The following is a 23,344-nucleotide window of genomic DNA, read 5'->3' on the forward strand; positions in this document are numbered from 1 at the left end:
AAGGTGAGTCGCAGGGCGGCCCGTTTATCCGCATGACAGCCCGGCGCCGGTCTGCCTACGATGCGCGCGATGAAGAACTCCTCCTCTTGTGGATCGGGGGAATCGTTCGCGCAAGGTGAGTGCTGATGGCACATCACTTCGTGAACGTTCCGACCCGACTGTCGATGTGGCGGCGCGTACGGGAGTACGCGGTGCCGCTGTCCATGATCGAGACGGCCACCGCGCGGCGTGCGGTCGGTGACTGGGGTGGCGCCTGTGCGGCGGCCCGGGTCGATGTCGCTCTCGATCTGCGCGCCGTGCGTGAGCGGTACGGCACGGAATTCACCGGTCTGCTGCGGGCGGATCTGCGGGGACTGGTGCCGGATCTGCTGCGCTGGCACATGCCCCGGATCGCCCCCGACGGGCGGCTGCGGCCCGGCCTCACCGTGACGCTCGCCCGCTATCCCGGGCCCGCCCCCGTGCATCTCGTCGTCCGGACGCCGCCCGCCTGGGCGGATGCCGGGCAGCGGATGACGCTGGGCCTGTGGGAGGGGCCGGGGAGCCGCTACGGCGGTCATCATCCGCATCCGCGTCCCGACCGGCGTTTCCGGCTCGATCTGCACCGGCGGCTGTGGGACGCCCGGGAGTGCGGCACGCTCGGGCGACCGCCCGGCCGGGCCGCGCCTCCCGAGGGGCTGGAGCTGCCCGCACCGTGGGCCGTCGGGGACTGGGCGGCCGAGGCGGAGGCGCTGCTGCGCGCCGAGGAGCGTGCTCGGGGGGCGTTCACCGTCCGGCTCGGGTCGCGTCGTCGTGTCGTCCTCGAACTCGTCGCGCCCGATGACAGTCATGCGCCGAGGGTCCGGCTCGTGCGGGAGGCGCTGCCCGCGCAGGAGGTCGCGGCGCTTCCGGTGCTGCCGGAGGCGGCGGCGCGGGTGCTGCCGGACCTGGAGCTGCTGCGGGCCGGACTGGTGACGCCGTCGCGCTTGCATCCGCTCGTCGGGGCCGCGTTGGCAGCGTACGGGACGGGGGCCTGCGTCGAGTCTCCTGCCGACCCGCACGATCCGCATCGGGTCGAGTGCCGGGGTGAGGTGCACCGGATCGCCCTGCGGGACGGTGTGCTGACCGCCGTCGACCACGATCCCGCCGAACTGCGCCGCGAGGAACTGCTGGTGGGGCTCGGCGGTCCGCCGCTGCCGTGTCTGCGGGCGATCGACGCCGTGCACCGCGGTCCCGAGGCGCTGCCCGCGATCCGGGAGCGGCTGCGGCACGGCGACACCGCCGGGGCACTGGCCGTGGTGGAGGGGCTGCTCGGTCCAGGGGCGCTGCTGCGCGACGGGCCGTTGCGGGACGAGCTGGAGTCGGCGGCGACCGGCCGGATCGAGCACGGCCTGTACCGCTCGGGGCTGGTCGCCGTGCACCCCGCCGCCGAGGCCGCCTGGGAGGCGGAGCGGCGCCCCCGCCTCGGCCGCCGCTCGCCCCTCCCCCTGCGCCTCAAGCGCGACAGGAAGCACCGGCCCCGAACCGGCCAGCGGTCCTGACCGACTTCATCCGAAGTCCGCTCAACCATCCCCGTTTTCACCCCCCTTGGGACATGCCCGTCCCCCTGCCCATCTCAGGTGATGCCCATGAACCCCAGCACGCCCCAACTCGTCCTCGCCCAGGACCTGTTGACCCTCCTGCGCACGACCACCACCGAGCCCCGCCCCGACGAGCAGCTCGAAGCGCTCGCGCTCGCCGTCGCGGCCGATCTGCCCGTCCTGCTGTGGGGCGAGCCCGGCATCGGCAAGACCGCCGCCCTGACCCAGCTCGCCGACACCCTCGAACTGCCCCTGACGACCGTGATCGCCAGCGTCCACGAGCCGTCCGACTTCTCCGGGCTGCCCGTCCTGGGCGAGGACCCGGAGGTGCGCGGGGTGCCGATGGCGCCGCCGCAGTGGGCGGTCGAACTGGTGCGGGCCGGAAGGGGATTGCTGTTCCTCGACGAACTGTCCACCGCCACCCCGGCCGTGCAGGCCGCGCTGCTCCGGGTCGTCCTGGAGCGCAGGGTCGGCACGCTCCAACTCCCTTCGGGCGTACGGATCGTGGCCGCCGCCAACCCCCGCGCGTCGGCGGCGGACGGCTGGGAGCTGAGCCCGCCGCTGGCCAACCGGTTCGTGCATCTGCACTGGACGCACGACCGCGAGGTGGTGGTGCGCGGGCTGGGCGGCGTCTGGCCCCACGCCGAACTTCCGCGCCTCGTACCGGAGTTGCTGCCGGATGCCGTCGCTCTCGCACGGCGCACCGTCACCAGCTTCCTGCATGCCCGCCCGACCCTGATCCACCGCCTGCCCACCACCGAAACCCGGCGCGGCGGCGCCTGGCCCTCGCCCCGCAGCTGGGAGGCCGCGCTGACCCTGCTGGCCTTCGGTACGGCGGCGTCCGTCTCCCGCGACGTGCTGGCGCTGCTCGTACGGGGCGCGGTCGGGGACGGTCCCGGGCTCGAACTCCTCGCCCACATGGACCGGTTGGACCTCCCCGACCCGGAGACCCTGCTCGCCGACCCGGCCCGTGCCGAGCTTCCGGAGCGGGGCGATCTGCGGCAGGCGGCGCTGGAGGCGGTGGTCGCCGCCGTGGGGGCCCGGCCGGAACGGCCGCGCTGGGAGGCCGCCTGGGCGGTCCTGGTCCGGGCGCTGGAGACCGGCGCCCCCGACCTCCTGGTCGCTCCGGCTACGACCCTGGCCGCGCTCCGGCGCGACGACTGGGACGTACCGGACGCGGTGGAGCGGCTGGCCGGGGTGATCGGCCTCGCCCGAGGGGCCGACCGGTCGGTGGAGCGGGTGGCCGTGGCGGCGGGGGCGCGGAGCGCTGCGGGGGCACGCCGATGACGGGGGCCGCGAAGAGCCCGAGGACCGGCACGAACGCCGCGTCCGCCGCCGCGAAGCGCCCCGTACCGCGCCCGATGCCCCCGCCACCCCGTCCCGTGAACCCCGTAAGCCCCACGAACCCCGCACCCCCCACCGACCCCGCGCTCTCCCTCCCCCTGGACCTGCCCAAACTCCTCACCGCCCGCCTCCACGCGGTCAAGGTCCGCCCCTATCTCGCCGACGCCCTCTTCGCGCTGCATGTCGTGGCGGACCGCTCGGTGCCGACCATGGCGGTGGACCCGCACTGGCGCTGCTACGTCTCCCCCGCCTTCGTGGCGCGCACCCCCGTGGAGGAGCTGGCCGGGGTCTGGGTGCACGAGGTCTCCCATCTGCTCCGGGACCACCACGCCCGGGGTGAGCGGTACGCGCGGGAGCACGAGGCGCACGGCCCTGGCGAGCCGCTGCGGCGGAACATCGCCGCCGACTTCGAGATCAACGACGACATCTACGGCGAAGGGCTCCCGAAACCCGCCGGGGCCGTGCTCCCTGGACTGCTGGACCTGCCCGCCGATCTGCTGATGGAGGAGTATCTGCGCACGGCCTCGCTGTCCGGGCTCACCTCGGATCTGGCCTGGCTGGACTGCGGCAGCGGTGCCGACGGGCGGGTGCGGCCGTGGGATCTGGGGCCCGACGGGGCGTACGGGCTGAGCCGACAGCAGCGGGACGCGGTGCGGTTCCGGGTCGCGGAGGGGATCAAGGGCAGGCCGGGCACCGCGCCGGACGGCTGGCGCCGGTGGGCGGACGAGGCGTTCCATCCGCCGCAGCCGTGGCGGCAGTTGCTGGGGGCGGCGGTCCGCTCGGCGGCCTCCGCGCCGGGCGTGGGCGAGAACCACACCTACCGGCGTCCCTCCCGCCGCTCGGCCAGTGTCCCCGGGGTGGTGCTGCCGAGTCTGCGCCGTACGCCGCCCCGGGTCTGCGTGGTGATCGACACCTCCGGGTCGGTGAGCGACACCGAGCTGGGCAGTGCGCTCCTCGAGGTGGCGGCGATCTCCCGCGCGGTGGGCGGCCGGCGCGACCTGGTCTCGGTGATCTCCTGCGACGCGGCGGCCGGGATCGCCGTACCGCTCTGCCGTGCCGAGAGCATCGAGCTGATGGGCGGTGGCGGTACGGATCTGCGGTCCGGGTTCGCCCGGGCGCTGCGCGCGCGACCGCGCCCGGACGTGATCGTGGCCCTGACCGACGGCCAGACTCCCTGGCCGTCGGCCCCGCCGCCGTGCCGTACCGTCGTCGGCCTGTTCCCGCGCCCGCCCCGGGCGCAGGACGAGAAGGACCCCGACTACGTCCCGGAGGGGCCGCCCGCGTGGGCCCGGGTGGTCACCATCGGATGACGGTGACCGGGCCTCGGTGACGGCTCAGCCGACCGTCAGGTTCTGCGCGACCGTGTTCCCGGCGAAGCCGTTCACCCCGAACAGCCCACTGGCGTACGTCGAGTCGGTCGCGTCGATGACCGGATCGGTGCCGTTGCCGAGCCAGACACGGATGCGGGCGCCGTTCGTCTGCACCTTGAGGTGATAGGTGCGGCCCTCGACGACGGTGGTCTTGTACGTGGCGATGTCCTTGCCGGGGCGCCAGAGTTTGACGACGCCGCTGGTGTCGATGTTCGCGGTGTACCCGGCGCCGGACGCGTCCGCGCGGAAAGTGAGCCCGGTGGCGGTGCCGTTGGTGACGGACAGGTCGCCCTGGTAGGTGAAGTCGGTGCCGGTGCGGTCGCTGAGGTAGAAGCCGTCCTGGGCGGTGCGGCCGTGCAGCCCGTCGGGGCCGGTCGTCCAGGTGCCGCCGCGCGGTGTCCACCGTCCGGCGGGGAAGGAACTGAAGCCGCCCGTGCCGGTGTTGAGGTTCTGCACGGTGGCGGTGCCGCTGTAGACGTTCGCGCCGAACACCCCGCTGGCGTACGTCCCGTCGGTCGCGTCGATGACGGGGTCGGAGCCGTTGTCGAGCCAGACGCGGATGCGGTCGCCGTTCGTCTGCACCTTCAGATGGTGGGTGCTCCCGGCCGCGATGGGCGTGGCGTACGTCGCGATGTCCCGGCCGGGGCGCCAGAGTTTGACCACTCCGCTGGTGTCGATGTTCGCCGTGTACCCGGCGCCGGAGGCGTCCGCGCGGAAGGTGAGGCCGCCCGCCCGGGCGGAGTCGAGGCTGATGTCGCCCTGGTAGACCGCGTCCCCCGCGCTGGTGGCGCTGAGGTAGAAGGCGTCGCCGGAGGCGGAGGCCCGCTTGCCGCCGCCGACGTCGCTCCAGGTGCCGCCGGAGGCGTGCCAGGGGCCCTTGAGGTTGCTCAGGAGGGTGGACTGGCCGGTGCCCCAACTGGTGTTGAGGCGGGTGAAGGTCGCGCTGTCCAGGGTGACCTTGCCGTCGAGCGCGAAGAGTCCGATGCCCTGGCTGTCGGCGCCGGAGTCGAAGTAGGCGTTGTCGGACAGGGAGTAGAGACCGCCGTCGGCGAACAGCTCCAACTGGCCCCGGTCCACGAGGAGTCGCAGGGTGACCTTGCCGTTCCGCGGCTTGAGCGGCTTGCCCTGGAGCGTCTGGGCCTTGAGGTCGTAGACGACCCGGCGGTCGGCGGAGCCGTCCGAGCGCAGATGCAGATCGAAGCCGAACCGGGAGGCGGTGGCGCCCTTGACGTCGAACTGCGCGGTCAGTTCGTAGGTGTCGGCCTTGATGCCGTCGAGCAGGTTGCCGGACCTGGCGGTGTCGATCGTCCGGTTCTTCCAACTGCGGCTGTCCGAGGCGAGGGTGGACAGTTCGGTGACCGGGGTGCGGGTGATGCGGGGTCCGTCGGGGGTGGTCACCAGGGCCAGGGTCGCGGGGAAGGTCGCGTTGCCGGTCCAGGTGCTGCCGTAGTTGCCGCCCTGCCAGGCCATCTGCACGGTACGGCCGTCGGGGGTGTTGGTGAAGGTCTCCGCGGCGTAGAAGCTGCCGCCCGCGTAGGTGGTGCCGAGGTCCATCTGCTGGGGCTGGGTCCAGTCGGTGCTGAAGGTCTTGCCGTCGAAGGAGCCGACGACGTACTGGCTGGAGGCGGAGGTGAGGATCCACTTCTGCTGGCCGGACTTGCCGTCCAGGTTCAGCGGGTACATGTCCGGGCACTCGAAGAGCCAGGGCGCGCTGAAGCGGCTGGCGAACGTCCAGTCCAGGAGGTTGGGCGACGTGTAGATGTTCACGCCGTTGCCGCCCTGCGAGGACCACACCACCATGGCCCAGCGGTGCCGGGCCGCGTCCCAGAACACCTTGGGGTCACGGCTCTCGTCCGGGATGTCGATGACCTTGCGGCCCTTGTCGTAGGACTGGAAGCTGCGCCCGTCGTCGTTGCTGTAGAAGACGCTGACGCCGTTGGTGTTGGAGAAGACCACAATCGGGTCCAGTGAACCTGTCTTCAGGCCCGAGGTGTTGTCCTTGTCGACGACACCGCCGCCGGAGAAGAGCGTGCCGGGGTGGACGCCCGGCTCCAGCGCGATCGGCTTCTGGGTCCAGTGGACCAGGTCGGGGCTGGTGGCGTGGCCCCAGTGCATGGTGTCCCAGGCCAGGCCGTGCGGGTTGTGCTGGTAGAAGAAGTGGTAGAGCCCGTTGGCGTAGACGAGGCCGTTGGGGTCGTTCATCCAGCCGGACTGCGAGCTGAAGTGGAACTGGCCCCGGTACGGCTCGCTGTAGGTGGTCGGCGGGTACGGGAACTCCGGGTAGTCCTGCACCGTCCCGGCTGCCGCGGGTGTGCCCGGCAGCATCGCCGCCAGGAGCGCGATCAGGGAGACGAGCAGGGCTGCGGCTCTTCGACGCACGGGAAACCACCCTCACCTGGGGACATGTGCATGTCATCGTTGACATCGTTATCGGCGCGCGGTCGATCAGATGATGGGGCCACGGGGTCAACTCGTCAACGGACAGGGCGAGTTCGGTTCAGCCGACCCTCCAGGCACCGTCCCGCATGAGGACCCTGCCCCGCAGCTCGGACACCCCTCGCCAGGCCAGCACGGTGCCCAACTCGACGCGCACATAGGCGAACGGCCCTTCCTCGCTCCGGGGATCCCACCCGAACTTCCCGGCGAACCCGTCCGCCGCCTCCCCGGGCACCTCGTCGTCCGGGAAACACCGCGCCTCGCCGCGCAGCAGAACGACGTCGAAGCTGTCCGGCAGCGCCAACTGCACGCGTGGCTCCGCACGGAGGTTGCGCACGGTCGCGGAGTCCCCGCTCGTGCACATCCACAGGGCCCGGCCGTCCCACCAGAACCACAACGGCACTTGGTGCGGGCCGTGTTCGGGGTGAGCGGTCGACACCCACACGTCCCGCTCCTCGGTGAGCCGTCTGATCGTGTCGTTCCGTCGCCGCGCCGTGTCCCGGCGGCTGGTGTTCGTGGTCTGCATGCCGATCAACCTAGCCAGCGGTGGGGGCGTGCGCCTGAGGCATTGGGCCTACGACCTGCGACCGAAGGCTGGGCCGAGGTGGCGGGTTCAGGGCGCTCAGGGTGCGGTGAAGAGGGCGGGGAAGCGGGGCGCGAGCCAGGGCTTGCGGCCCCAGGCGAGCACGCCGCCACGCGCCATGGCCTGCCAGGGGCCCAGGCGGCCCAGTGCGATGAGGAGGAAGGTGACCGGCTCGGTGAGGAGGGTGCAGTCGGACCGCTCCGGCGGCCCGGGCAGCACCTCGACCGTGCCGTCGGCGAAGGTGACGCCGAACGCCTCGCCGCCCCGGACGCGCAGGGTGTAGCGGGCCGTCACCCCGGCGGCGGCATTCGCGTCGGCGACGCGCGGCATCGCCGTCTTGAGGAACGGCAGGCACAGGGCGACCCGCGTCCGGTCGATCATGTGCGGGCGGCGCAGGGCGCGGGCGAGGTCGTAGCCGTGGCCGAGCATGTGGGTCAGCAGGTAGGAGGCGAGGACGGCCTGGTTCATGGGCCCGAGCGGGGTCAGGAGCGTCCGGCCGGCGGTCCCGTCCGGCGCCCCGCGCTCCACCGCGTCCAGGAACGCCTCGGCCCGCTCCACGATCATCGTGGCCAGCGGCTCCGCCCCGCGCTCGGGGAACTCGGCCAGGCTCCGCGCGTTGGCCGCCGCGAGGCTCTGCGGGGTGCCGTCCCCGTAGCGCCGTTCCTGCCCGGACGCGAGGTCGGCCATCAGCCCGTTGGCCAGCGCGAGGTGCGCGGCCGTCTCCCCGACGGTCCACTCCAGGCCCGGCACCGGCCCGGCCATGTCCGTCGCGCCGTCCAGGAGCGCGGCGATGTCCCCGGCGGTCTCCCGTATCGCCCGCCCGAGCCCTTCCGGCAGGGCGCCCCCGGTGCCCGTCTCCGCTTCCCGCTCCACGCCGTCCGCTCTCCTCGTCGCTCCGTGATCACGCCCTCGTAGCGCGGTACAGAACCAGACGGCACCGGGCCGGGACAAGGGCGCGGGGCGGTGAGGTGGTCCGGCGTGGTCGGCGGTACGGCTCAGACCGCCCGCAGGGCGCCGGGGCGGCGGCCGGTGAGCCGGTCGAGTGCGGCGGCGCTCGCTTCGTCGGCCGGCAGATGGACGACGAGCTGCTGGTCGTCGTCGGCGGTCAGGCCGAGCGTTTCGTACCACAGCCGCAGCTCCCCCGCCTTGGGGTGGACCATGCGCACCACGCCGTTCGCCCGGGGCAGCCCCGGCAGGGTCCGCAGCCGGGCGGCGAAGGGTTCCCCGGCGGACACCGTCAACTCGTCCATCAGGGCGCCGACATGGACATCGCTCTGCCCAGGACCCTGCTTGAGGGCCGCGACCTGTTCGTCGGCGACCGTGTCCCAGTCGGGGTAGACCGTGCGGGCCCGTGGGTCGGTGAAGACGAAGCGGGCGAGGCTGGGCCGCACGCCGTCCAGCAGGCCGAGCGGTCCGGCCAGCCGCCGGTAGCCGTCCGTGTGGGCCAGGATCTCGCTCAGCCGGTTCACCAGGACGGCGGGCGTCGGTTCCAGCCGGTCGAGGAGCGCCCGCATCGTGGGCCGGACCGCCCGGTTCGGTCCCGCCGCACCCCGGCAGCTGAAGCCGGGGTCGGCGCCCTTGGCGAGCCGGTGCAGATGGACCCGCTCACCGGGGGCGAGCAGCAGCGCGTCCGCCAGGGCCGCCAGCACCTGCACCGAGGGCCTGCGGTCACGCCCCTGCTCCAGCCTGGTGACGTACTCGACGCTCACTCCGGCGAGCGTGGCGAGTTCCGCGCGGCGCAGTCCCGGCGTACGGCGACGCGGCCCGGCGGGCAGTCCCACCTGGGCCGGGGCGACGGCCTCCCGGCGCAGGCGCAGGAAGAGGCCCAGCTCGTTGTCGCTCATTCCTCGAACGTAACACCGGCGGCGACGGCGGATCGTGGCCCTGCCCCTACCACCCTTCGCCCGGTCTCCCTCGTCCGCCGCGCGCCCGGCACCGTGGAGCGCACGTCCCGTCGGCCCGTCCTCAGGAGAAGCCCCGCATGTCCAGTGCACGACTGAATCTCGTGGTGATCATCAGCAGTGTCCGGGAGGGCCGCTTCGGCCCGGTGGTGGCCAACTGGTTCGTCGAACAGGCCAAGCGTCACGACCAGTTCACGGTCGACCTGGTCGATCTGGCGGACATCGACCTCCCGCTCGCGCTGCCGCCCACCTCACCGGCCCGGCAGCCCGACCCGGAACGGCCCGCGGGCATGGCCGAGTTGACCCGGCGGCTCGACGCCGCCGACGCGGTCGTCATCGTGACGCCCGACTACAACCGCAGCTTCCCGGCCTCCCTCAAGGCGGCCATCGACTGGCACTACACCCAGTGGAAGGCCAAGCCGATCGGCTTCGTCGGCTACAGCGGTCTCAGCGGCGGCCTGCTGGCGATCGAGCAACTGCGGCAGGTCTTCAACGAGTTGCATGCCCACACCGTGCGCGACTACGTCTCCTTCCCCCGCTACTACCTCCTCTTCGCCCCCGACGGCACGCTCCAGGACCCGCAGGGCCCCGAGGACGCCGCCAGGGCCATGCTCGATCAGCTGCTCTGGTGGGGCGCGGTGCTGCACGACGCCCGTCGGGACCGCCCGCTGTAGCGCCTACGGGTGGGCGGCGTCAGCGCGTGGCGTCCGATGCCTACGGGTGCGCGGCGTCCGGTGCCGGGAAGCCCGTGAGGGCCGCCGCTCGGGTCAGCAGGGAGGCGTGCAGAGCGCGGACGGCTCTCGGCACGTCGCCCTTGCGGCGTTGCAGGACGACTACGACGTGTGTGGTCTCGCCGAGAAGCGGGCGATAGGTGATCAGCCCCGCCCGCTCCAGCGGGTCTCCCGCCACGCTGAAGTCCGGCAGCAGTGTGGCGCCCAGGCCCTCGGCGACCAGGACCTTGCCGAGTTCGGCGCCGTCCGTGGAGTAGGCGAACCGGGGGGCGGTGCCGCTGAACAGGCGGTGGGCGTAGCGGTGCATGGCGTATCCCGCGCGCATCCCGATCAGCGGTACGCCCGCCAGGTCGGCGGGGGTGAGGGCGCTCCGCTCGGCCAGGGGGTGGTCGGTGCGCAGGCACACGACCGGGCGGCCCCGCAGCAGTTCGGTGGTCTGGAGGTCGGGCGGGGTGTCGTCGCCGTCGAGGTAGTTGACGAGTCCCAGGTCGAAGCGGCCTTCGCGCAGGCCCCGGTGGATGTCGTCCTGCTGTGAACCGACCATCTCGACCTGGGTCGCCGGGTGCTCCGCGCGGAAGTCGCGGACCGCGGGCACCAGGAGCGGGACCGTCGCCGCGTTCACGGTGCCGACGCGGACCATCCGGCTGCTGTGGTGCTGGTCGTGGGCCGCGCGGCGCAGCCGGTCCACGGATTCCAGGACGCCGATGATGTGGGGCAGCAGCTCGCGCCCCTCGTCGCTGACCTTGGCGCCCGAGCGGTGCCGGTCGAGCAGTTCGACGCCCAGCTCGCGCTCCAGATTGCGGACGGTCTCGCTCAACGCGGGCTGGGAGATGTGCAGTTCGGATGCCGCGCGGCGCAGCGAGCCGAGCCGGGTGACCGCCTCGATGTACTCCAGCTGTTCGGTCCGCACTCCGGATCCCCTCACCGTCGCAGGCGCACAGCCACTCTCACTCTGACCCGCATGAAAGGGAAACCCTATCAGGGTCTCGTGATTACCGACTCGACGGACCGGCCGGACGGCTGCTTGAATCGAGTCATGGACGCAGGGCGACAGAACCTCACGCGGCGACGTCACGTCGACCTCGCGCGGGTCTGCAGTGCCACCTGTCGCCGCTCCCGCTGAGCCCTTTCGCGGCTTCTCGCACCCGAACCCCTCCCGCTCGTGCGGCGGTCGAGGCCGACCCTGTGTGCGACTCGATCCTCTGCCGCTGACTGCCGCGGCGTACCCGCAACCGCCCCCGTCGCGTACGCCACGCGCTCCGACTCGCTGATTCAGCAAAGGACTTACCGTGGCCTTTCTCCTCACCCGCACAGCCCATCTCGTCGCGCACCTGGGGCGGCGCTTCGTCGACGACGGCCACGAGGTGCGCCACGTCGACGTACGCAATCTGCCCGCCGAGGCACTGCTGCCGCTGGCCACCGGCGGCTCCCCCGCGCACGTCCTCGCCGTGGACTACGCGCTGCGCCCCGTCCTCACCTCGCTGGGCGCGGAGGTCGCGCACGGCTGGTTCGTCCTGGACCGGCACATCGGCGTCGACGCCGACCGCGCCGTCACGCTCGCGCCCGAGGCGCACGACGCGCTCACCCCGGTCGTCGAGCGGTTCCGCGCGGCGCTGCCCGGCCGCTCCCGGCTCGCCGCCGCCTGATCATGGCTATCGGCTTTCCCTTTCACCTCGCCGTCCCCCATTCCGCGGAAGGGCCCCCGCCATGACCACCGCCACCCGCTCCACCGGCTCCCCTCGTGTCACGCCGTTCGGGCCGGACACCACGGACGCCGAAGTACTGTCCGTCGTACGCGAGTTGGCCGCCGCGTTCCGTACGCGGGACGCCCGGCGCGACGCCGAGCGGATCCTGCCGTACGACGAGATCCGCACCCTGGGCGAGGCGGGCCTGTTCACGCTGACCGTGCCCAAGGCGCACGGCGGCCCCGAGCTGTCGACGCGCACGCTGGGCGAGGTGTTCACCGAGCTGACCGCGGGGGACGCCAGCATCGGGCAGATCCCGCAGAACCACTACTTCTTCGTCAACGTCCTTGCCTCGGCCGGGACTCCGGAGCAGCAGGCGTTCTTCTACGAGGAGATCCTCCAGGGGCGCCACTTCGGCAACGCGCTGTCCGAGCGCGGCTCGCGCACCGCCCGCGGCTTCGAGATCGGCTTCGCCCGGCAGCCCGACGGCAGCCGCATCGTGCACGGCACCAAGTACTACGCCACCGGCGCCCTGTTCGCCCACTGGATCCCCGTCTACGCCACCGACGAGGAGGGCCGGGTGCACGCGGCCTGGATACCGGCCGACGATCCCGGCGTCAGCGTCGAGGACGACTGGAACGGCATGGGGCAGCGCACCACCGGCAGCGGCACCGTCCGCTTCGAGCACGTCCGGGTGGCCGCCGAGCGGATCGTGCCGGTGTACACGATCTTCGAGAGGGACGAGGTGTTCGGTGCGTTCGGGCAGTATCTGCACGCGGCCATCGACACCGGTATCGCGGTCGCGGCGCTGCGCGACGGCAAGCGGCTCATCCACGAACTGGCGCGCCCCCGCAAGGAGACCGGTCTCGACCGGGCCGCCGACGAGGAGGCGGTCATCGACCTCTTCGGCGAGCTGGCGCTGCGGGTGCGCACGGCCCGCGCCCTGCTGCGGGAGGCGGGCGAGGCCGTGGACGCGGCCCGCGCCGACCTCAACACCCGTACGGCGGCGGAGGCTTCGGCCGCCGTCGCCGCGGCCCGTGCCCACTCCGACGAGGTGTCCCTGAAGGTCTCCAGCGGCATCTTCGAACTCATCGGCACCCGCGCCGCCGACCGCGCCCTGCGTCTGGACCGGCACTGGCGCAACGCCCGCACCCACACCCTGCACGACCCCCGCCGCCTGAAGTTGCGCCATCTCGGCGGCTGGGAGCTGAACGACACCCCGCCGCCCGCCAACGGCCTGGTCTGATCGGCCCCGCACAGGACTGAGGATCACCATGTCCCTGACCTTCCACTGGTTCCTGCCCACGAACGGCGACAGCCGCCACATCGTCGGCGGCGGCCACGGCGTCCCCACCGGCTCGGCCGGCGGCGACCGTCCCGCCTCACTCGCCTACCTCGGTCAAGTCGCCCGCACCGCAGAACAGTTGGGCTTCGAGGGCGCGCTCACCCCGACCGGCGCCTGGTGCGAGGACGCCTGGCTGACGACGGCGATGCTCGTCCAGCAGACCGAACGTCTGAAGTTCCTGGTCGCGTTCCGCCCCGGCCTGGTCTCCCCCGCGCTCGCGGCGCAGATGGCCGCCACCTATCAACGGCACTCGGGCGGGCGGCTGTTGCTCAACGTCGTCACCGGCGGCGAGGACCACGAGCAGCGCGCGTACGGCGACTTCCTCGACAAGGAGGCCCGCTACGCGCGCACCGACGAGTTCCTGCACATCACCCGGGCGCTGTGGCGCGGCGAGACGGTCGACTTCGACGGCGTCCACGAGCGGGTCGCCGACGCCCGGCTGACCCGCCTGCCCGACCCGGTGCCGCCCGTCTACTTCGGCGGTTCCTCGAAGGCGGCGGGCCCGGTCGCCGCCTGCCACAGCGACGTCTACCTCACCTGGGGCGAGCCGCCCGCGCAGGTCGCCGAGAAGATCGGCTGGATCCGGACGCTGGCGCGGGCCGAGGGCCGCGAGGTGCGCTTCGGGATCCGGCTGCACGTCATCGCCCGCGACACGGCCGAGGAGGCGTGGGCGCAGGCCGGGCGGCTGCTGTCCGGCATCGATCCGCAGGTCATCGCCAACGTCCAGGCGGGGCTTGCCCGTTCGGGCTCCGAGGGGCAGAAGCGGATGCTCGCGCTGCACGGCGGTTCCACGGACGGTCTGGAGATCTACCCGAACCTGTGGGCCGGGGTCGGCCTGGTACGCGGCGGCGCGGGCACCGCCCTCGTCGGCTCGCACACCGAGATCGCGGACCGGATCGCCGAGTACCACGCCCTGGGCATCGACGAGTTCGTGCTGTCCGGCTACCCGCACATCGAGGAGGCGTACTGGTTCGGCGAGGGTGTCCTGCCGGTCCTCGCCGAGCGCGGCCTGTGGCGCCACCCGGACGCGGCGGCCCTGGACCGGACACCGTCGGCGGTGCCCTTCGCCTCGTGACCCGCGTGTGAGGCCCCCGGGCGGCTCCGGGGGCCTTTCGCGTGCCGTCGGCCGCATCGGTGCCGCGCCGAAGGTTCCGCACCAGCCCCTCGGGGCGCCACGGAAGGCATGCGCTGCTGACCGAAGCGGCGCCGCCGAGCCCACAGGGGGCCACCCGTGTGAATCCCGTGCGGAATTCCGGTCGGCAGGAATCGACGCGGGACCGTGAGTCGTTGGCCCGGGTATGAAGGCAATCACCGTCGCCGCTCCTGGCGACACACCACAGCTCACCGAACAGCCGGACCCCAAGGTCGGCCCGGACACCGTGCTCGTACGCGTCAAGATCGCCGGAGTCAACCCGGTGGACTGGAAGGTCGCGGCGGGCCGTCTCGACCCGATCCTGTACGTCTACCTTCCGCTGATCCCCGGCTGGGACGTGGCGGGGGTCGTGGAGCGGGTGGGCCCTGCCGTGACGGAGTACGCGCCCGGTGACGAGGTGATCGCCTACGCCCGGACGGACACGGCGCAGCACGGTACGTACGCCGAGCTGGTACCGGCGCCCGTCCGTTCGGTCGCCCGCAAGCCCGCCTCGCTCACCTGGCAGCAGGCGGGAGGGCTGCCGCTGGCGGGGCTGACCGCCCTCCAGTCGTTGCAGGCCGCGGAGGTCACCAAGGGCGACACCGTGCTGGTGAGCAACGCGGCCGGTGGCGTCGGTTCCTTCGCCCTTCAGATCGCGGCGGCCACCGGGGTCCGCGTCATCGGTACGGCGAGCGAGGCCAAGGCCGACTACCTGCGCTCGCTGGGCGCGGAGCCCGTGACGTACGGCGAGGGGCTCGTCGAGCGCGTACGGGCGCTGGCACCCGAAGGGGTGGACGCGGCCCTCGACTTCTACGGCGGTCCGGCCACCGTCGCCTCCCTGGAGCTGACCAAGTCCCCGTCCCGGGTCGTGTCCATCGCCGACCCCGGCATCCGCGAGCGGGGCGGCCGTTACGTCTTCGCGCGTCCCGATCACGCCGGGTTGACGAAGCTGGGCGACCTAGCGGACGCCGGGAAGCTCACGGTCCATGTCGACCGTGAACTGCCGCTGGCGGAGGCCGCCCAGGCATGGCGGCTCAGCCAGGAGGGGCACACCACCGGAAAGATCGTCCTGCGGGTCTCCTGACGCGGAAGCCGATCGAAGGCACCAGAGAGCCGGGACAACCGGTTCCCTGCTGCCGAGCTGTCTGATGCCCCCTATCCATCTGATAGGGGGCATCAGACAGCTCGGCGGCAGGTCGGCATGAGTTCTGCTGAACGTGGTTACGGATGACCGCGGGTGCACACGGGCAGGATTCTGTTTCTCCGCGTCGGCCTGCGGGAACTGCGGTCACCAGTGGATCTGCCGAAGTGAGGGACGGGCCGTGTTCTACAACCTGCTCAAGTACGTTCTGCTGGGGCCGCTGCTCAGAGTGGTGTTCCGGCCGCGGATCGAGGGTCTTGAGAACGTCCCCGAGGACGGGGCGGCGATCGTCGCGGGGAATCATCTGTCGTTCTCGGACCATTTTCTGATGCCGGCGATCCTCAAGCGGCGGATCACGTTTCTCGCGAAGGCCGAGTACTTCACCGGGCCGGGGATCAAGGGGCGGCTGACCGCCTTCTTCTTCCGGAGTGCGGGCCAGATCCCGGTGGACCGGTCGGGCAAGGAGGCGGGGCAGGCGGCGATCCGGGAAGGGCTCAAGGTGCTGGGGCGGGGCGAGCTGCTGGGGATCTATCCGGAGGGGACGCGGTCGCACGACGGGCGGCTGTACAAGGGCAAGGTCGGGGTGGCGGTGATGGCCCTGAAGGCGGGGGTGCCGGTCGTGCCGTGCGCGATGATCGGGACCTTCGAGGCGCAGCCGCCCGGCAGGAAGCTCCCCCGGCTGCGGCCGGTGGCGATCCGGTTCGGCAAGCCGATGGACTTCTCCCGCTTCACCGGGATGGAGGGCGAGCGGGCGGTGCTGCGGGCGGTCACGGACGAGATCATGTACGAGATCCTCGCGCTGTCCGGGCAGGAGTACGTCGACGAGTACGCGGCCGTCGTCAAGGAGAGCCAGGGCGAGCGGCAGCGCAGATTCCCCCGCGCACCACTCAGCTGACCCACGCCGCCCGACCGACCCGCGCCACTCAGCTGACCTGCCCCGCTCGGCCCACCCACACCCGCCCCGCCCCCGTCCCGCTTCCGCTGTCGGCGGACTCCGCTCTCGGCGCAAGCACGCGTCAACCCCCCTGCGCACGGCCAAGATCGCCCCATGAAGCGAGCTGTGGTGATCGGTGGCAATGGGCAGATCGGGCGTCCCGTGGTGGACGCGCTGGTCCGGGACGGATGGGAGGTGACGGCCGCCACGCGGAGCGGCGGCCGGAGCGCGGCGTGGGACGCGGGGGTGCGCGCGGTCCCGCTGGACCGTGCCGACGACGCCGCGCTCGGCGCCGTGGTGGGCGACGGCTGCGATCTCGTGGTGGACCTGGTCGGCTACGACGCCGTCCACGCACGGCAGTTGACCGCTCTCGCGGGCCGGATCGGTTCGGCCGTGGTGATCTCCACGGTGGCGGTGTACGCGGACGACGCGGGACGCGGTTTCGACACCATGGACGAGCCGGACGGCTGTCCGGACTTCCCGGTGCCGATCCCGGAGACCCAGCCGACGGTACGGCCCGGCGACGCGACCTACGCCACCCGCAAGTCCGCCCTGGAGCGTGAACTCCTCACCAACGAGGCCGGGTTGCCGGTGACCGTCCTGCGTCCTGGCGCCGTCCACGGGCCGGACAGCCCACTCCCCCGCGAGCTGTACTTCGTCAAGCGCAATCTCGACGGGCGCCGCGCACGCGTGCTGGCCTTCCGGGGCGAGTCCCGGTTCCACACCGCGAGCGTCCACAACATCGCGGAGCTGGTCCGGCTGGCCGCCGCCCGGCCCGGGACGCGGGTGCTCAACGCCTGTGATCCGCAGGCGCCGACGAGCGAGGAGATCGGGGCCGCGATCGACGCGGTCATGGGGGTGAAGACCAGGACGACACGACTCGACGGGCCGCCACGAGAGGGCTCCGTCGGCCTCAACCCGTGGGCGGTCCCCCGGCCGGTGGTGTGCGACATGTCCGCCGCCGAACGGGAGTTGGGCTACCGGCCGGTGGTGTCGTACGAGGACAGCCTGCCGGAGACGGTGGAGTGGCTGACGGCCGAACTGCGCGCCGGTAGCTGGGACGAGCGCTTCCCGCTGCTCGCAGGGGCCTACCCGGAACTCTTCGCCTATGCGGCGGAAGACGCCCTGTCGGGCGCGGAGAAGGCATGAGAAGAGGGGCGGCCGGAAGGCTCCGGCCGCCCCTCCGTCTCGTACCGGGTGTTACGGCTCCGGCGTCGCGTGCGGGGCGCACGTCACGTCGGAGCGGTCCAACTGGCCCTTGAGCAGGTAGGCGTCGACCCGCTCGTTGATGCAGGGGTTGACCAGGCCGGTCACGCCGTGCGAGCCCGCGTCCCGCTCGGTGATCAGGCGCGAGTTCTTGAAGCGCTTGTGCAGCGAGACGGCGCCCTCGTACGGGGTGGCGGCGTCGTTGGTGGACTGCACGATCAGGACCGGCGGAAGACCGCGGTGCGTCGTGACCTCGACCGGGGTGTGCTGCTTGGCCGGCCAGGTGGCGCAGGGCAGGTTCATCCAGGCGTTGGCCCAGGTCATGAACGGGTAGTCCTTGTTGAGCCGGGTGTTGTCCCGGTCCCAGGTCTTCCAGTCCGTGGGCCACTTGGCGTCGGCGCACTCCACGGCGGTGTAGACCGCGTTGCCGTTCTCGGAGGACGCGTTGCCCGCCGTGTCCGACAGGTCCGGGGCCGCCGCGTCGACGAGCGCCTGGGTGTCACCGGCGACGTACTTGCTGAACACCGTGGCGACCGGCACCCACGACGAGTCGTAGTACGGCGCGCTCTGGAAGAAGCCGATCAGCTCGGCCGGGCCGACGACCCCGCCCAGCGGCTGCTTCTTGGCCGTCGCGCGCAGCTTCAGCCACTTGGCCTGGACGGCGGCGCGGGTGGTGCCGAGGTGGAAGGCGGCGTCGTTGGCGGCGACCCAGTCCTCCCAGTCCTTCCAGCGGCCCTCGAACGCGATGTCCTGGTTCAGGTTGGCCTGGTACCAGATGTTGTCGCGGTCCGGGTTGACCACGCTGTCCACGACCATGCGGCGCAGGTGACCCGGGAAGAGGGTGCCGTAGACGGCGCCCAGGTAGGTGCCGTACGAGACGCCGAGGTAGTTCAGCTTCTTCTCACCGAGCGCGGCGCGGATGACGTCCAGGTCGCGGGCGGTGTTCGGCGTGGTCATGTGCGGCAGCATGGCGCCGCTGCGCTCGCCGCAGCCCTCGGCGTACTCGCGGGCCAGCTTGCGCTGGGCACGCTTGTCGGCCTCGGTGTCGGGCACCGGGTCGGCCTTGGGCGCCTTGACGAACTCCTGCGGGTCGACGCAGGAGATCGGCGCGGAGTGGCCGACGCCGCGCGGGTCGAAGCCCACGAAGTCGTACGCCTTGGAGACGTTCGTCCACAGCGGGTTCTTCGTGGTGACGCGGGTCGGGAAGCGCATCCCGGAGCCGCCGGGGCCGCCCGGGTTGTAGACCAGCGCGCCCTGGCGGTCCTGCTTGGTGCCGGTGTTGCCGATGCGGTCCACGGCGAGCTTGATCTGCTTGCCGTGGGGGTGGGCGTAGTCGACCGGCACGGTGACCCAGCCGCACTGGATGGGCTTGGCCAGCCCCCAGTCGGCGGGGCAGTCCTGCCAGTCGATGCCCCGGTGGGCGGCGCGGGCGGCGGCGATCGCGGCACCGCGCGCCTCGCGGTCCTGCCCGTGCCGGCTGTCGGCGGTGGCAGCGGGGGCCGCCACCGCCCCGGCTATCAGGCTGGCGACGAGTGTTCCGGCCGAACTCAGCGCCAGAATAAGGTTCTTCGGTCTGTTCTCCCTCAAGGAGCCCCTCCCCGTGCCTGATGGACATAGTCAGGCGGGGATCCTCTCGGCTGTGAGCCGTCTGAGAACAGGGTCTGCGGATCTTCTTTACCAATCCGATAAACGGATCACCGCATACCGGTGAGCGAGCGACCCCGTGCGCTGCTACGCCAGCACCGCCAGCGCCTCGTCCAGCCGCCGTCGCAGGGCCAGCGCGTCGGGGGCCACGGCGCTGACGAGGACGGCGGGACCGGCGAGCGGCATCAGCGCGGCCCCCTCCCCCAGCAGCCGCGCCTCGGGCCGCTCCTGAGCGAACTCCGGCCGTACGACGACCAGTTGACCGACAGCTCGCATGCCGCCGAGGACCGCGGGGCCGTCCCAGCCACCCGGTGCATCGGGGCCGCAGGACAGCTCCTGATCGAGGACGGTGGTCCCGGCGATCCGTACGGTGAGACGGCTGGTGAGCCTCCCGGGGTCCTCGCCGACGCGGCCGAGTACCTGCTCCTCGCGCAGCACCAGCCGTGCGTCTGGGGCGAGTTGGACGCGCGTGGTGACGTACAGGTCGCTTCCGGCGGCCGAGATCAGCTGTTCGGGGAGCCAGTGCAGCTCGCCGCCGTCGGACACGTCGAGCCGTACGTCGTAGCGCGCCTCGTGCTTCGTCTGGCCGGGCAGCGCGATGGTGGCGGCGGCCGAGCCCAGGTGCAGCCGGGCGCCCTCCCCCACCTCGGCCGCCACGGTGAAGTGGTCGCCGCCGAGGGGGCCGCTCATCGCGCCGACGAGCAGGACACGCGCCTCTCCCCCGCGCGCCCGGGTGCGCCGGAGGGCCAGCGGGCCGTCGCCGTCCAGGACCGGGAGCGCGGTGCCGCCGCGCCCGTCGGCACGGGCGGCGATGCGGGCGTGGGCGCGAACACCATTGGCGCGCAGGCCCGTTGCGGTCGGGCCGCCCACCCCGGCCGCTCTGGTCACCCCGGCCACCTCGGTCGCGGCGTCACGCATCACGCATTCCACGCCGCGAGCCGCCCCCGCACCCACTCCGCCACGTCCGTGACGCCCGCCTCGGTGCGCAACGACTGGAAGACGACCGGCAGTTCGGCACGCTGCGCCTTCGCGTCGGCGGCCATCCGGGCGAGGTCGGACCCCACGTACGGCGCGAGGTCGGTCTTGTTGACGACGAGCAGGTCGGCGGTGGTGACGCCGGGCCCGCCCTTGCGCGGGATGTCGTCGCCGCCCGCCACGTCGATCACGAAGACCTGCGCGTCCACGAGCCCCTTGGAGAAAGTGGCGGTGAGATTGTCGCCGCCGGACTCGACGAGGATGAGGTCCAGTGGCCCCACCGCGTCCTCCAGATCCTCCACGGCTTCCAGGTTGGCGGAGATGTCGTCGCGGATCGCGGTGTGCGGGCAGGCGCCGGTCTCCACGGCCGTGATCCGCTCGGGCGGCAACACGGCCTCCCTGAGCAGGAATTCAGCGTCCTCGCGGGTGTAGATGTCGTTGGTGACGACAGCGAGGGACAGCTCGTCGCGCAGCGCCCGGCACAGCGCGGCGACGGTCGCGGTCTTGCCGGACCCGACGGGACCGCCGAGCCCGATGCGCAGCGCACGCCGCGTGCCGTCGGGCCGTCGGGCGTCGGCGCTGACGGCGGACGGGCCGGTGTGGGTGTGGTCGAGATGCATGAGCGGCTCCAAGTTCGGTGCGGGGTGAGGCGCTAGGAGGCGAAGAGACGGACGGGCCAGGCCGCGTGCCACTCGGCACCGGTCTCCAGCAGGGGTGCCGAGGCGGCGGGCAACGCGTCGGTTCCCTCGGTCACCGCCCGCCGGGCCGCCTCCACCGCCCGGTCCACCACGCGGTCCAACTCCGGTGCCAGGCGGGCCAGTACGCCGGTCGCGTCGAAGGGGTCGAGACTCAGCAGCCGTACGGTGGCCGTCGCGGGGCCGCTCACGCTCTCGTACGCGGCGCAGTACGCGGCGTCCTCGGGCGCGAGACCGGCGGCGCGGGCGGTGAGCCCGAGGACGACCGGTTGATGGGCGCCCTTGGGGAACTCGGCCGCCAGAGCGTCGAGTTCGGGCGACGGCCAGGCGGCACGGGCGGCCCGCGTCAGCTGGCGACCCAGTCGACGTGCGGCGGTGCGCAGCGCGGGCGACGGCGTACGGGCGTCCGCCGCCGCGTCCAACTCCCGCGCGGGCAGCCCCCGTACGGCCGCCGCCGCGAGCGCCGCCGCGACCAGTCCCGAGGTGTGCAGCCGTCCCCGGCAGAACTCCTCCAGGCTCGCGGCCGAGGTGATACGGCCCGCCTTGACCGCGGCCTCGGCCCCGCCGGAGTGCGCGTGCCCTCCGGCGGGGAAGCGGCCGTCGGCCAGGACGAGGAGCGCGGCTCGGGACATCAGAGACCTCAGAAGAGGAAGTAGCGCTGGGCCATGGGCAGTTCGACCGCCGGTGTCGCCTCCACCAGCTCCCCGTCGATGTGCACGGCGAAGCTGTCGGGGTCGATCCGGACGTCCGGCATGGCGTCGTTCTCGCGCAGATCGGCCTTGGTGACCGCGCGGGTGGACTCGATGGCCACGAACCGCTTGCCGAGCCGGAGGCGTTCGGGCAGGCCGTCCTCGATCGCCAACGGGGCCACGAAGTTGACCGAGTTGGCGGCCGGGGCACGCCCGATCGCGCCGTACATCGGGCGGGGCAGGATCGGCTGCGGGGTGGGGATGGAGGCGTTGGCGTCGCCCATCTGCGCGTAGGCGATCTGGCCGCCCTTGAGCACGAGCAGCGGCTTGACCCCGAAGAACGCGGGCTCCCACAGCACCAGGTCGGCGAGCTTGCCGGTCTCGACCGAGCCGATCTCGGCGGCAAGGCCCTGGGCGAGGGCCGGGTTGATCGTGTACTTGGCGACGTAGCGCCGTACCCGGTGGTTGTCGGCGCGGCCGTCGCCGGGGAGCGCCCCGCGCCTGCCCTTCATCACATGCGCGGTCTGCCAGGTACGCAGGATCACCTCGCCGACGCGGCCCATGGCCTGGGAGTCGGAGGAGATGATCGAGATCGCGCCGAGGTCGTGGAGGATGTCCTCCGCGCCGATGGTGGACGGCCGGATGCGGGACTCCGCGAAGGCCAGGTCCTCGGGGACCGCGGGGTTGAGGTGGTGGCAGACCATCAGCATGTCGAGGTGTTCCTCGGCGGTGTTGACGGTGAACGGCCGGGTCGGATTGGTCGAGCTGGGCAGCACGTTGGGCTGCGAGACGACCGTCATGATGTCGGGTGCGTGCCCGCCGCCCGCGCCCTCGGTGTGGTACGAGTGGATGCCCCGGCCCGCGATCGCGGCGAGGGTGTCGCCCACGAAACCGGCCTCGTTGAGGGTGTCGGTGTGGATGGCGACCTGGATGCCGGTGCGGTCGGCCACGGTGAGCGCCGCGTCGATGACGGCCGGGGTGGAGCCCCAGTCCTCGTGCAGCTTGAGGCCGACGGCGCCGCCCCGGATCTGCGAGAGCATCGCGTCCTGCGAGACGGTGTTGCCCTTGCCGAGGAAGCCGACGTTGACGGGGTACGCCTCCATCGCCTCCAGCATCCGGGCCAGGTGCCAGGGGCCGGGGGTGACGGTGGTGGCCTTGGAGCCCTCGGCGGGTCCGGTGCCGCCGCCGACCAGTGTGGTGACGCCGGAGGCCAGCGCCTCGTCCGCGATCTGCGGGCAGATGAAGTGGACGTGCGCGTCGATGGCGCCCGCCGTGAGGATGCGGCCGTTGCCCGCGATGACCTCGGTCTCGGGGCCGATGACGAGGTCGGGGTGGACGCCGTCCATGGTGTCCGGGTTGCCCGCCTTGCCGATGCCGGTGATCCGGCCGTCGCGGATGCCGACGTCGGCCTTGACGACGCCCCAGTGGTCCACGACGACGACACCGGTGATCACGGTGTCCGGGGTGCCGTCGGCACGGGTCGCCCGGGACTGGCCCATGGACTCGCGGATGACCTTGCCGCCGCCGAACACCGCCTCGTCGCCGGAGCGGCCGGGGCCGCCGGAGCGGTCCTCCTCGATCTCGATCAGCAGATCGGTGTCGGCGAGCCGGATGCGGTCGCCGGTGGTGGGGCCGAACAGGTCGGCGTAGGCGGCGCGGGAGATCTCAGGCATCGAGGGCACCTCCGGTCTCGCCGCGCAGTCCGGGGACGATGCGGGCGCCGGTGAGCGGGACGAGTTCGACCTCCACGGGGATGCCGGGCTCGAAGCGGACGGCGGTCCCCGCGGCGACGTTCAGCCGCTTGCCGTGGGCCTGCGGACGGTCGAAGTCCAGGCCGGGGTTGGCCTCGGCGAAGTGGTAGTGGGAGCCGACCTGGACGGGCCGGTCGGCGGCGTTGAGCACGGTGAGCCGGGTGATCTCACGGCCCTCGTTGCAGACGATCGGGCCGTCCGCGAACAGCGTCTCTCCGGGAATCAT

Annotated in this window: 21 protein-coding genes; 10 read left to right on the plus strand and 11 right to left on the minus strand. The window is 72.6% G+C overall.

Annotated elements, in window-relative coordinates:
- Nucleotides 1-125: 125 nt before the first annotated feature.
- From B079_RS0114990 to B079_RS0115000, 3 genes are all read left to right on the plus strand, one after another.
- The gene (locus tag B079_RS0114990) at nucleotides 126-1,517 is read left to right on the plus strand and encodes a hypothetical protein (protein WP_026248713.1); all 1,392 of its coding nucleotides are present in this window, start codon (nucleotides 126-128) and stop codon (nucleotides 1,515-1,517) included.
- A gap of 87 nt (nucleotides 1,518-1,604) precedes the next feature.
- Nucleotides 1,605-2,843, plus strand: a complete 1,239-nt coding sequence (locus B079_RS0114995) for an AAA family ATPase (protein ID WP_018546640.1) — start codon at nucleotides 1,605-1,607, stop codon at nucleotides 2,841-2,843.
- A gap of 161 nt (nucleotides 2,844-3,004) precedes the next feature.
- Nucleotides 3,005-4,210, plus strand: a complete 1,206-nt coding sequence (locus B079_RS0115000; RefSeq protein ID WP_026248715.1) for a DUF2201 family putative metallopeptidase — start codon at nucleotides 3,005-3,007, stop codon at nucleotides 4,208-4,210.
- Between the two features lie 24 nt (nucleotides 4,211-4,234).
- Here B079_RS0115000 and B079_RS0115005 read toward each other — a convergent pair whose 3' ends face one another.
- The 4 genes from B079_RS0115005 to B079_RS0115020 all read right to left on the minus strand — a co-directional run bounded on the left by B079_RS0115005 (nucleotide 4,235) and on the right by B079_RS0115020 (nucleotide 9,133).
- The gene (locus B079_RS0115005) at nucleotides 4,235-6,649 is read right to left on the minus strand and encodes a glycoside hydrolase family 32 protein (protein ID WP_018546642.1); all 2,415 of its coding nucleotides are present in this window, start codon (nucleotides 6,647-6,649) and stop codon (nucleotides 4,235-4,237) included.
- 118 nt (nucleotides 6,650-6,767) lie between these two features.
- Nucleotides 6,768-7,232, minus strand: a complete 465-nt coding sequence (locus B079_RS0115010; RefSeq protein ID WP_018546643.1) for a pyridoxamine 5'-phosphate oxidase family protein — start codon at nucleotides 7,230-7,232, stop codon at nucleotides 6,768-6,770.
- A 96-nt stretch (nucleotides 7,233-7,328) separates the two neighbouring features.
- Nucleotides 7,329-8,162 (minus strand): maleylpyruvate isomerase family mycothiol-dependent enzyme, encoded by an 834-nt coding sequence (locus B079_RS0115015; RefSeq protein ID WP_018546644.1) that lies wholly within the window; start codon nucleotides 8,160-8,162, stop codon nucleotides 7,329-7,331.
- A 122-nt stretch (nucleotides 8,163-8,284) separates the two neighbouring features.
- On the minus strand, nucleotides 8,285-9,133 hold the full coding sequence (locus B079_RS0115020) for a helix-turn-helix domain-containing protein (protein WP_018546645.1): 849 nt from the start codon (nucleotides 9,131-9,133) through the stop codon (nucleotides 8,285-8,287).
- A gap of 137 nt (nucleotides 9,134-9,270) precedes the next feature.
- Between B079_RS0115020 and B079_RS0115025 the strand changes: the two genes are divergently transcribed.
- Nucleotides 9,271-9,864 (plus strand): NADPH-dependent FMN reductase, encoded by a 594-nt coding sequence (locus tag B079_RS0115025; protein WP_026248716.1) that lies wholly within the window; start codon nucleotides 9,271-9,273, stop codon nucleotides 9,862-9,864.
- Nucleotides 9,865-9,904: 40 nt separating this feature from the next.
- Here B079_RS0115025 and B079_RS0115030 read toward each other — a convergent pair whose 3' ends face one another.
- Nucleotides 9,905-10,831, minus strand: a complete 927-nt coding sequence (locus B079_RS0115030) for a LysR family transcriptional regulator (protein WP_018546647.1) — start codon at nucleotides 10,829-10,831, stop codon at nucleotides 9,905-9,907.
- A 379-nt stretch (nucleotides 10,832-11,210) separates the two neighbouring features.
- Here B079_RS0115030 and B079_RS0115035 point away from each other — a divergent pair, with 379 nt between their 5' ends.
- The 6 genes from B079_RS0115035 (at nucleotide 11,211) to B079_RS0115060 (ending at nucleotide 17,307) form a co-directional block, all read left to right on the plus strand.
- Entirely contained in the window at nucleotides 11,211-11,567 is a 357-nt protein-coding gene (locus B079_RS0115035; RefSeq protein ID WP_018546648.1) for a hypothetical protein, read from the plus strand.
- 61 nt (nucleotides 11,568-11,628) lie between these two features.
- On the plus strand, nucleotides 11,629-12,852 hold the full coding sequence (locus tag B079_RS0115040) for an SfnB family sulfur acquisition oxidoreductase (protein ID WP_018546649.1): 1,224 nt from the start codon (nucleotides 11,629-11,631) through the stop codon (nucleotides 12,850-12,852).
- Nucleotides 12,853-12,880: 28 nt separating this feature from the next.
- Nucleotides 12,881-14,026, plus strand: coding sequence for an LLM class flavin-dependent oxidoreductase (locus B079_RS0115045; RefSeq protein ID WP_018546650.1), 1,146 nt, complete (start codon nucleotides 12,881-12,883; stop codon nucleotides 14,024-14,026).
- 223 nt (nucleotides 14,027-14,249) lie between these two features.
- A complete protein-coding gene (locus tag B079_RS0115050) occupies nucleotides 14,250-15,167 on the plus strand; it encodes an NADP-dependent oxidoreductase (RefSeq protein WP_018546651.1) in 918 nt (305 codons plus the stop codon).
- A 238-nt stretch (nucleotides 15,168-15,405) separates the two neighbouring features.
- On the plus strand, nucleotides 15,406-16,119 hold the full coding sequence (locus tag B079_RS0115055) for a lysophospholipid acyltransferase family protein (RefSeq protein WP_018546652.1): 714 nt from the start codon (nucleotides 15,406-15,408) through the stop codon (nucleotides 16,117-16,119).
- 153 nt (nucleotides 16,120-16,272) lie between these two features.
- Nucleotides 16,273-17,307: an NAD-dependent epimerase/dehydratase family protein gene (locus B079_RS0115060; protein WP_199779910.1), complete on the plus strand. Its 1,035-nt coding sequence runs from the start codon at nucleotides 16,273-16,275 to the stop codon at nucleotides 17,305-17,307.
- Between the two features lie 51 nt (nucleotides 17,308-17,358).
- Here the strand turns inward: B079_RS0115060 and B079_RS0115065 are convergent, their stop codons facing one another.
- The 6 genes from B079_RS0115065 to B079_RS0115090 form a co-directional block, all read right to left on the minus strand.
- On the minus strand, nucleotides 17,359-18,951 hold the full coding sequence (locus tag B079_RS0115065; RefSeq protein ID WP_026248717.1) for an alpha/beta hydrolase: 1,593 nt from the start codon (nucleotides 18,949-18,951) through the stop codon (nucleotides 17,359-17,361).
- A 144-nt stretch (nucleotides 18,952-19,095) separates the two neighbouring features.
- The gene (locus B079_RS0115070) at nucleotides 19,096-19,854 is read right to left on the minus strand and encodes an urease accessory protein UreD (RefSeq protein ID WP_026248718.1); all 759 of its coding nucleotides are present in this window, start codon (nucleotides 19,852-19,854) and stop codon (nucleotides 19,096-19,098) included.
- A 71-nt stretch (nucleotides 19,855-19,925) separates the two neighbouring features.
- Complete coding sequence (ureG, locus tag B079_RS0115075; RefSeq protein ID WP_018546656.1) at nucleotides 19,926-20,603, minus strand: urease accessory protein UreG; 678 nt, start codon at nucleotides 20,601-20,603, stop codon at nucleotides 19,926-19,928.
- Nucleotides 20,604-20,635: 32 nt separating this feature from the next.
- On the minus strand, nucleotides 20,636-21,310 hold the full coding sequence (locus B079_RS0115080) for an urease accessory protein UreF (RefSeq protein ID WP_018546657.1): 675 nt from the start codon (nucleotides 21,308-21,310) through the stop codon (nucleotides 20,636-20,638).
- A gap of 8 nt (nucleotides 21,311-21,318) precedes the next feature.
- Nucleotides 21,319-23,040 (minus strand): urease subunit alpha, encoded by a 1,722-nt coding sequence (locus B079_RS0115085; protein ID WP_018546658.1) that lies wholly within the window; start codon nucleotides 23,038-23,040, stop codon nucleotides 21,319-21,321.
- Nucleotides 23,033-23,344, minus strand: coding sequence for an urease subunit beta (locus B079_RS0115090; RefSeq protein ID WP_018546659.1), 312 nt, complete (start codon nucleotides 23,342-23,344; stop codon nucleotides 23,033-23,035). Before B079_RS0115090 ends, B079_RS0115085 begins: the two co-directional genes overlap by 8 nt.

This window comes from Streptomyces sp. LaPpAH-108 (genome assembly GCF_000373625.1).
Classification (GTDB): Bacteria; Actinomycetota; Actinomycetes; order Streptomycetales; family Streptomycetaceae; genus Streptomyces.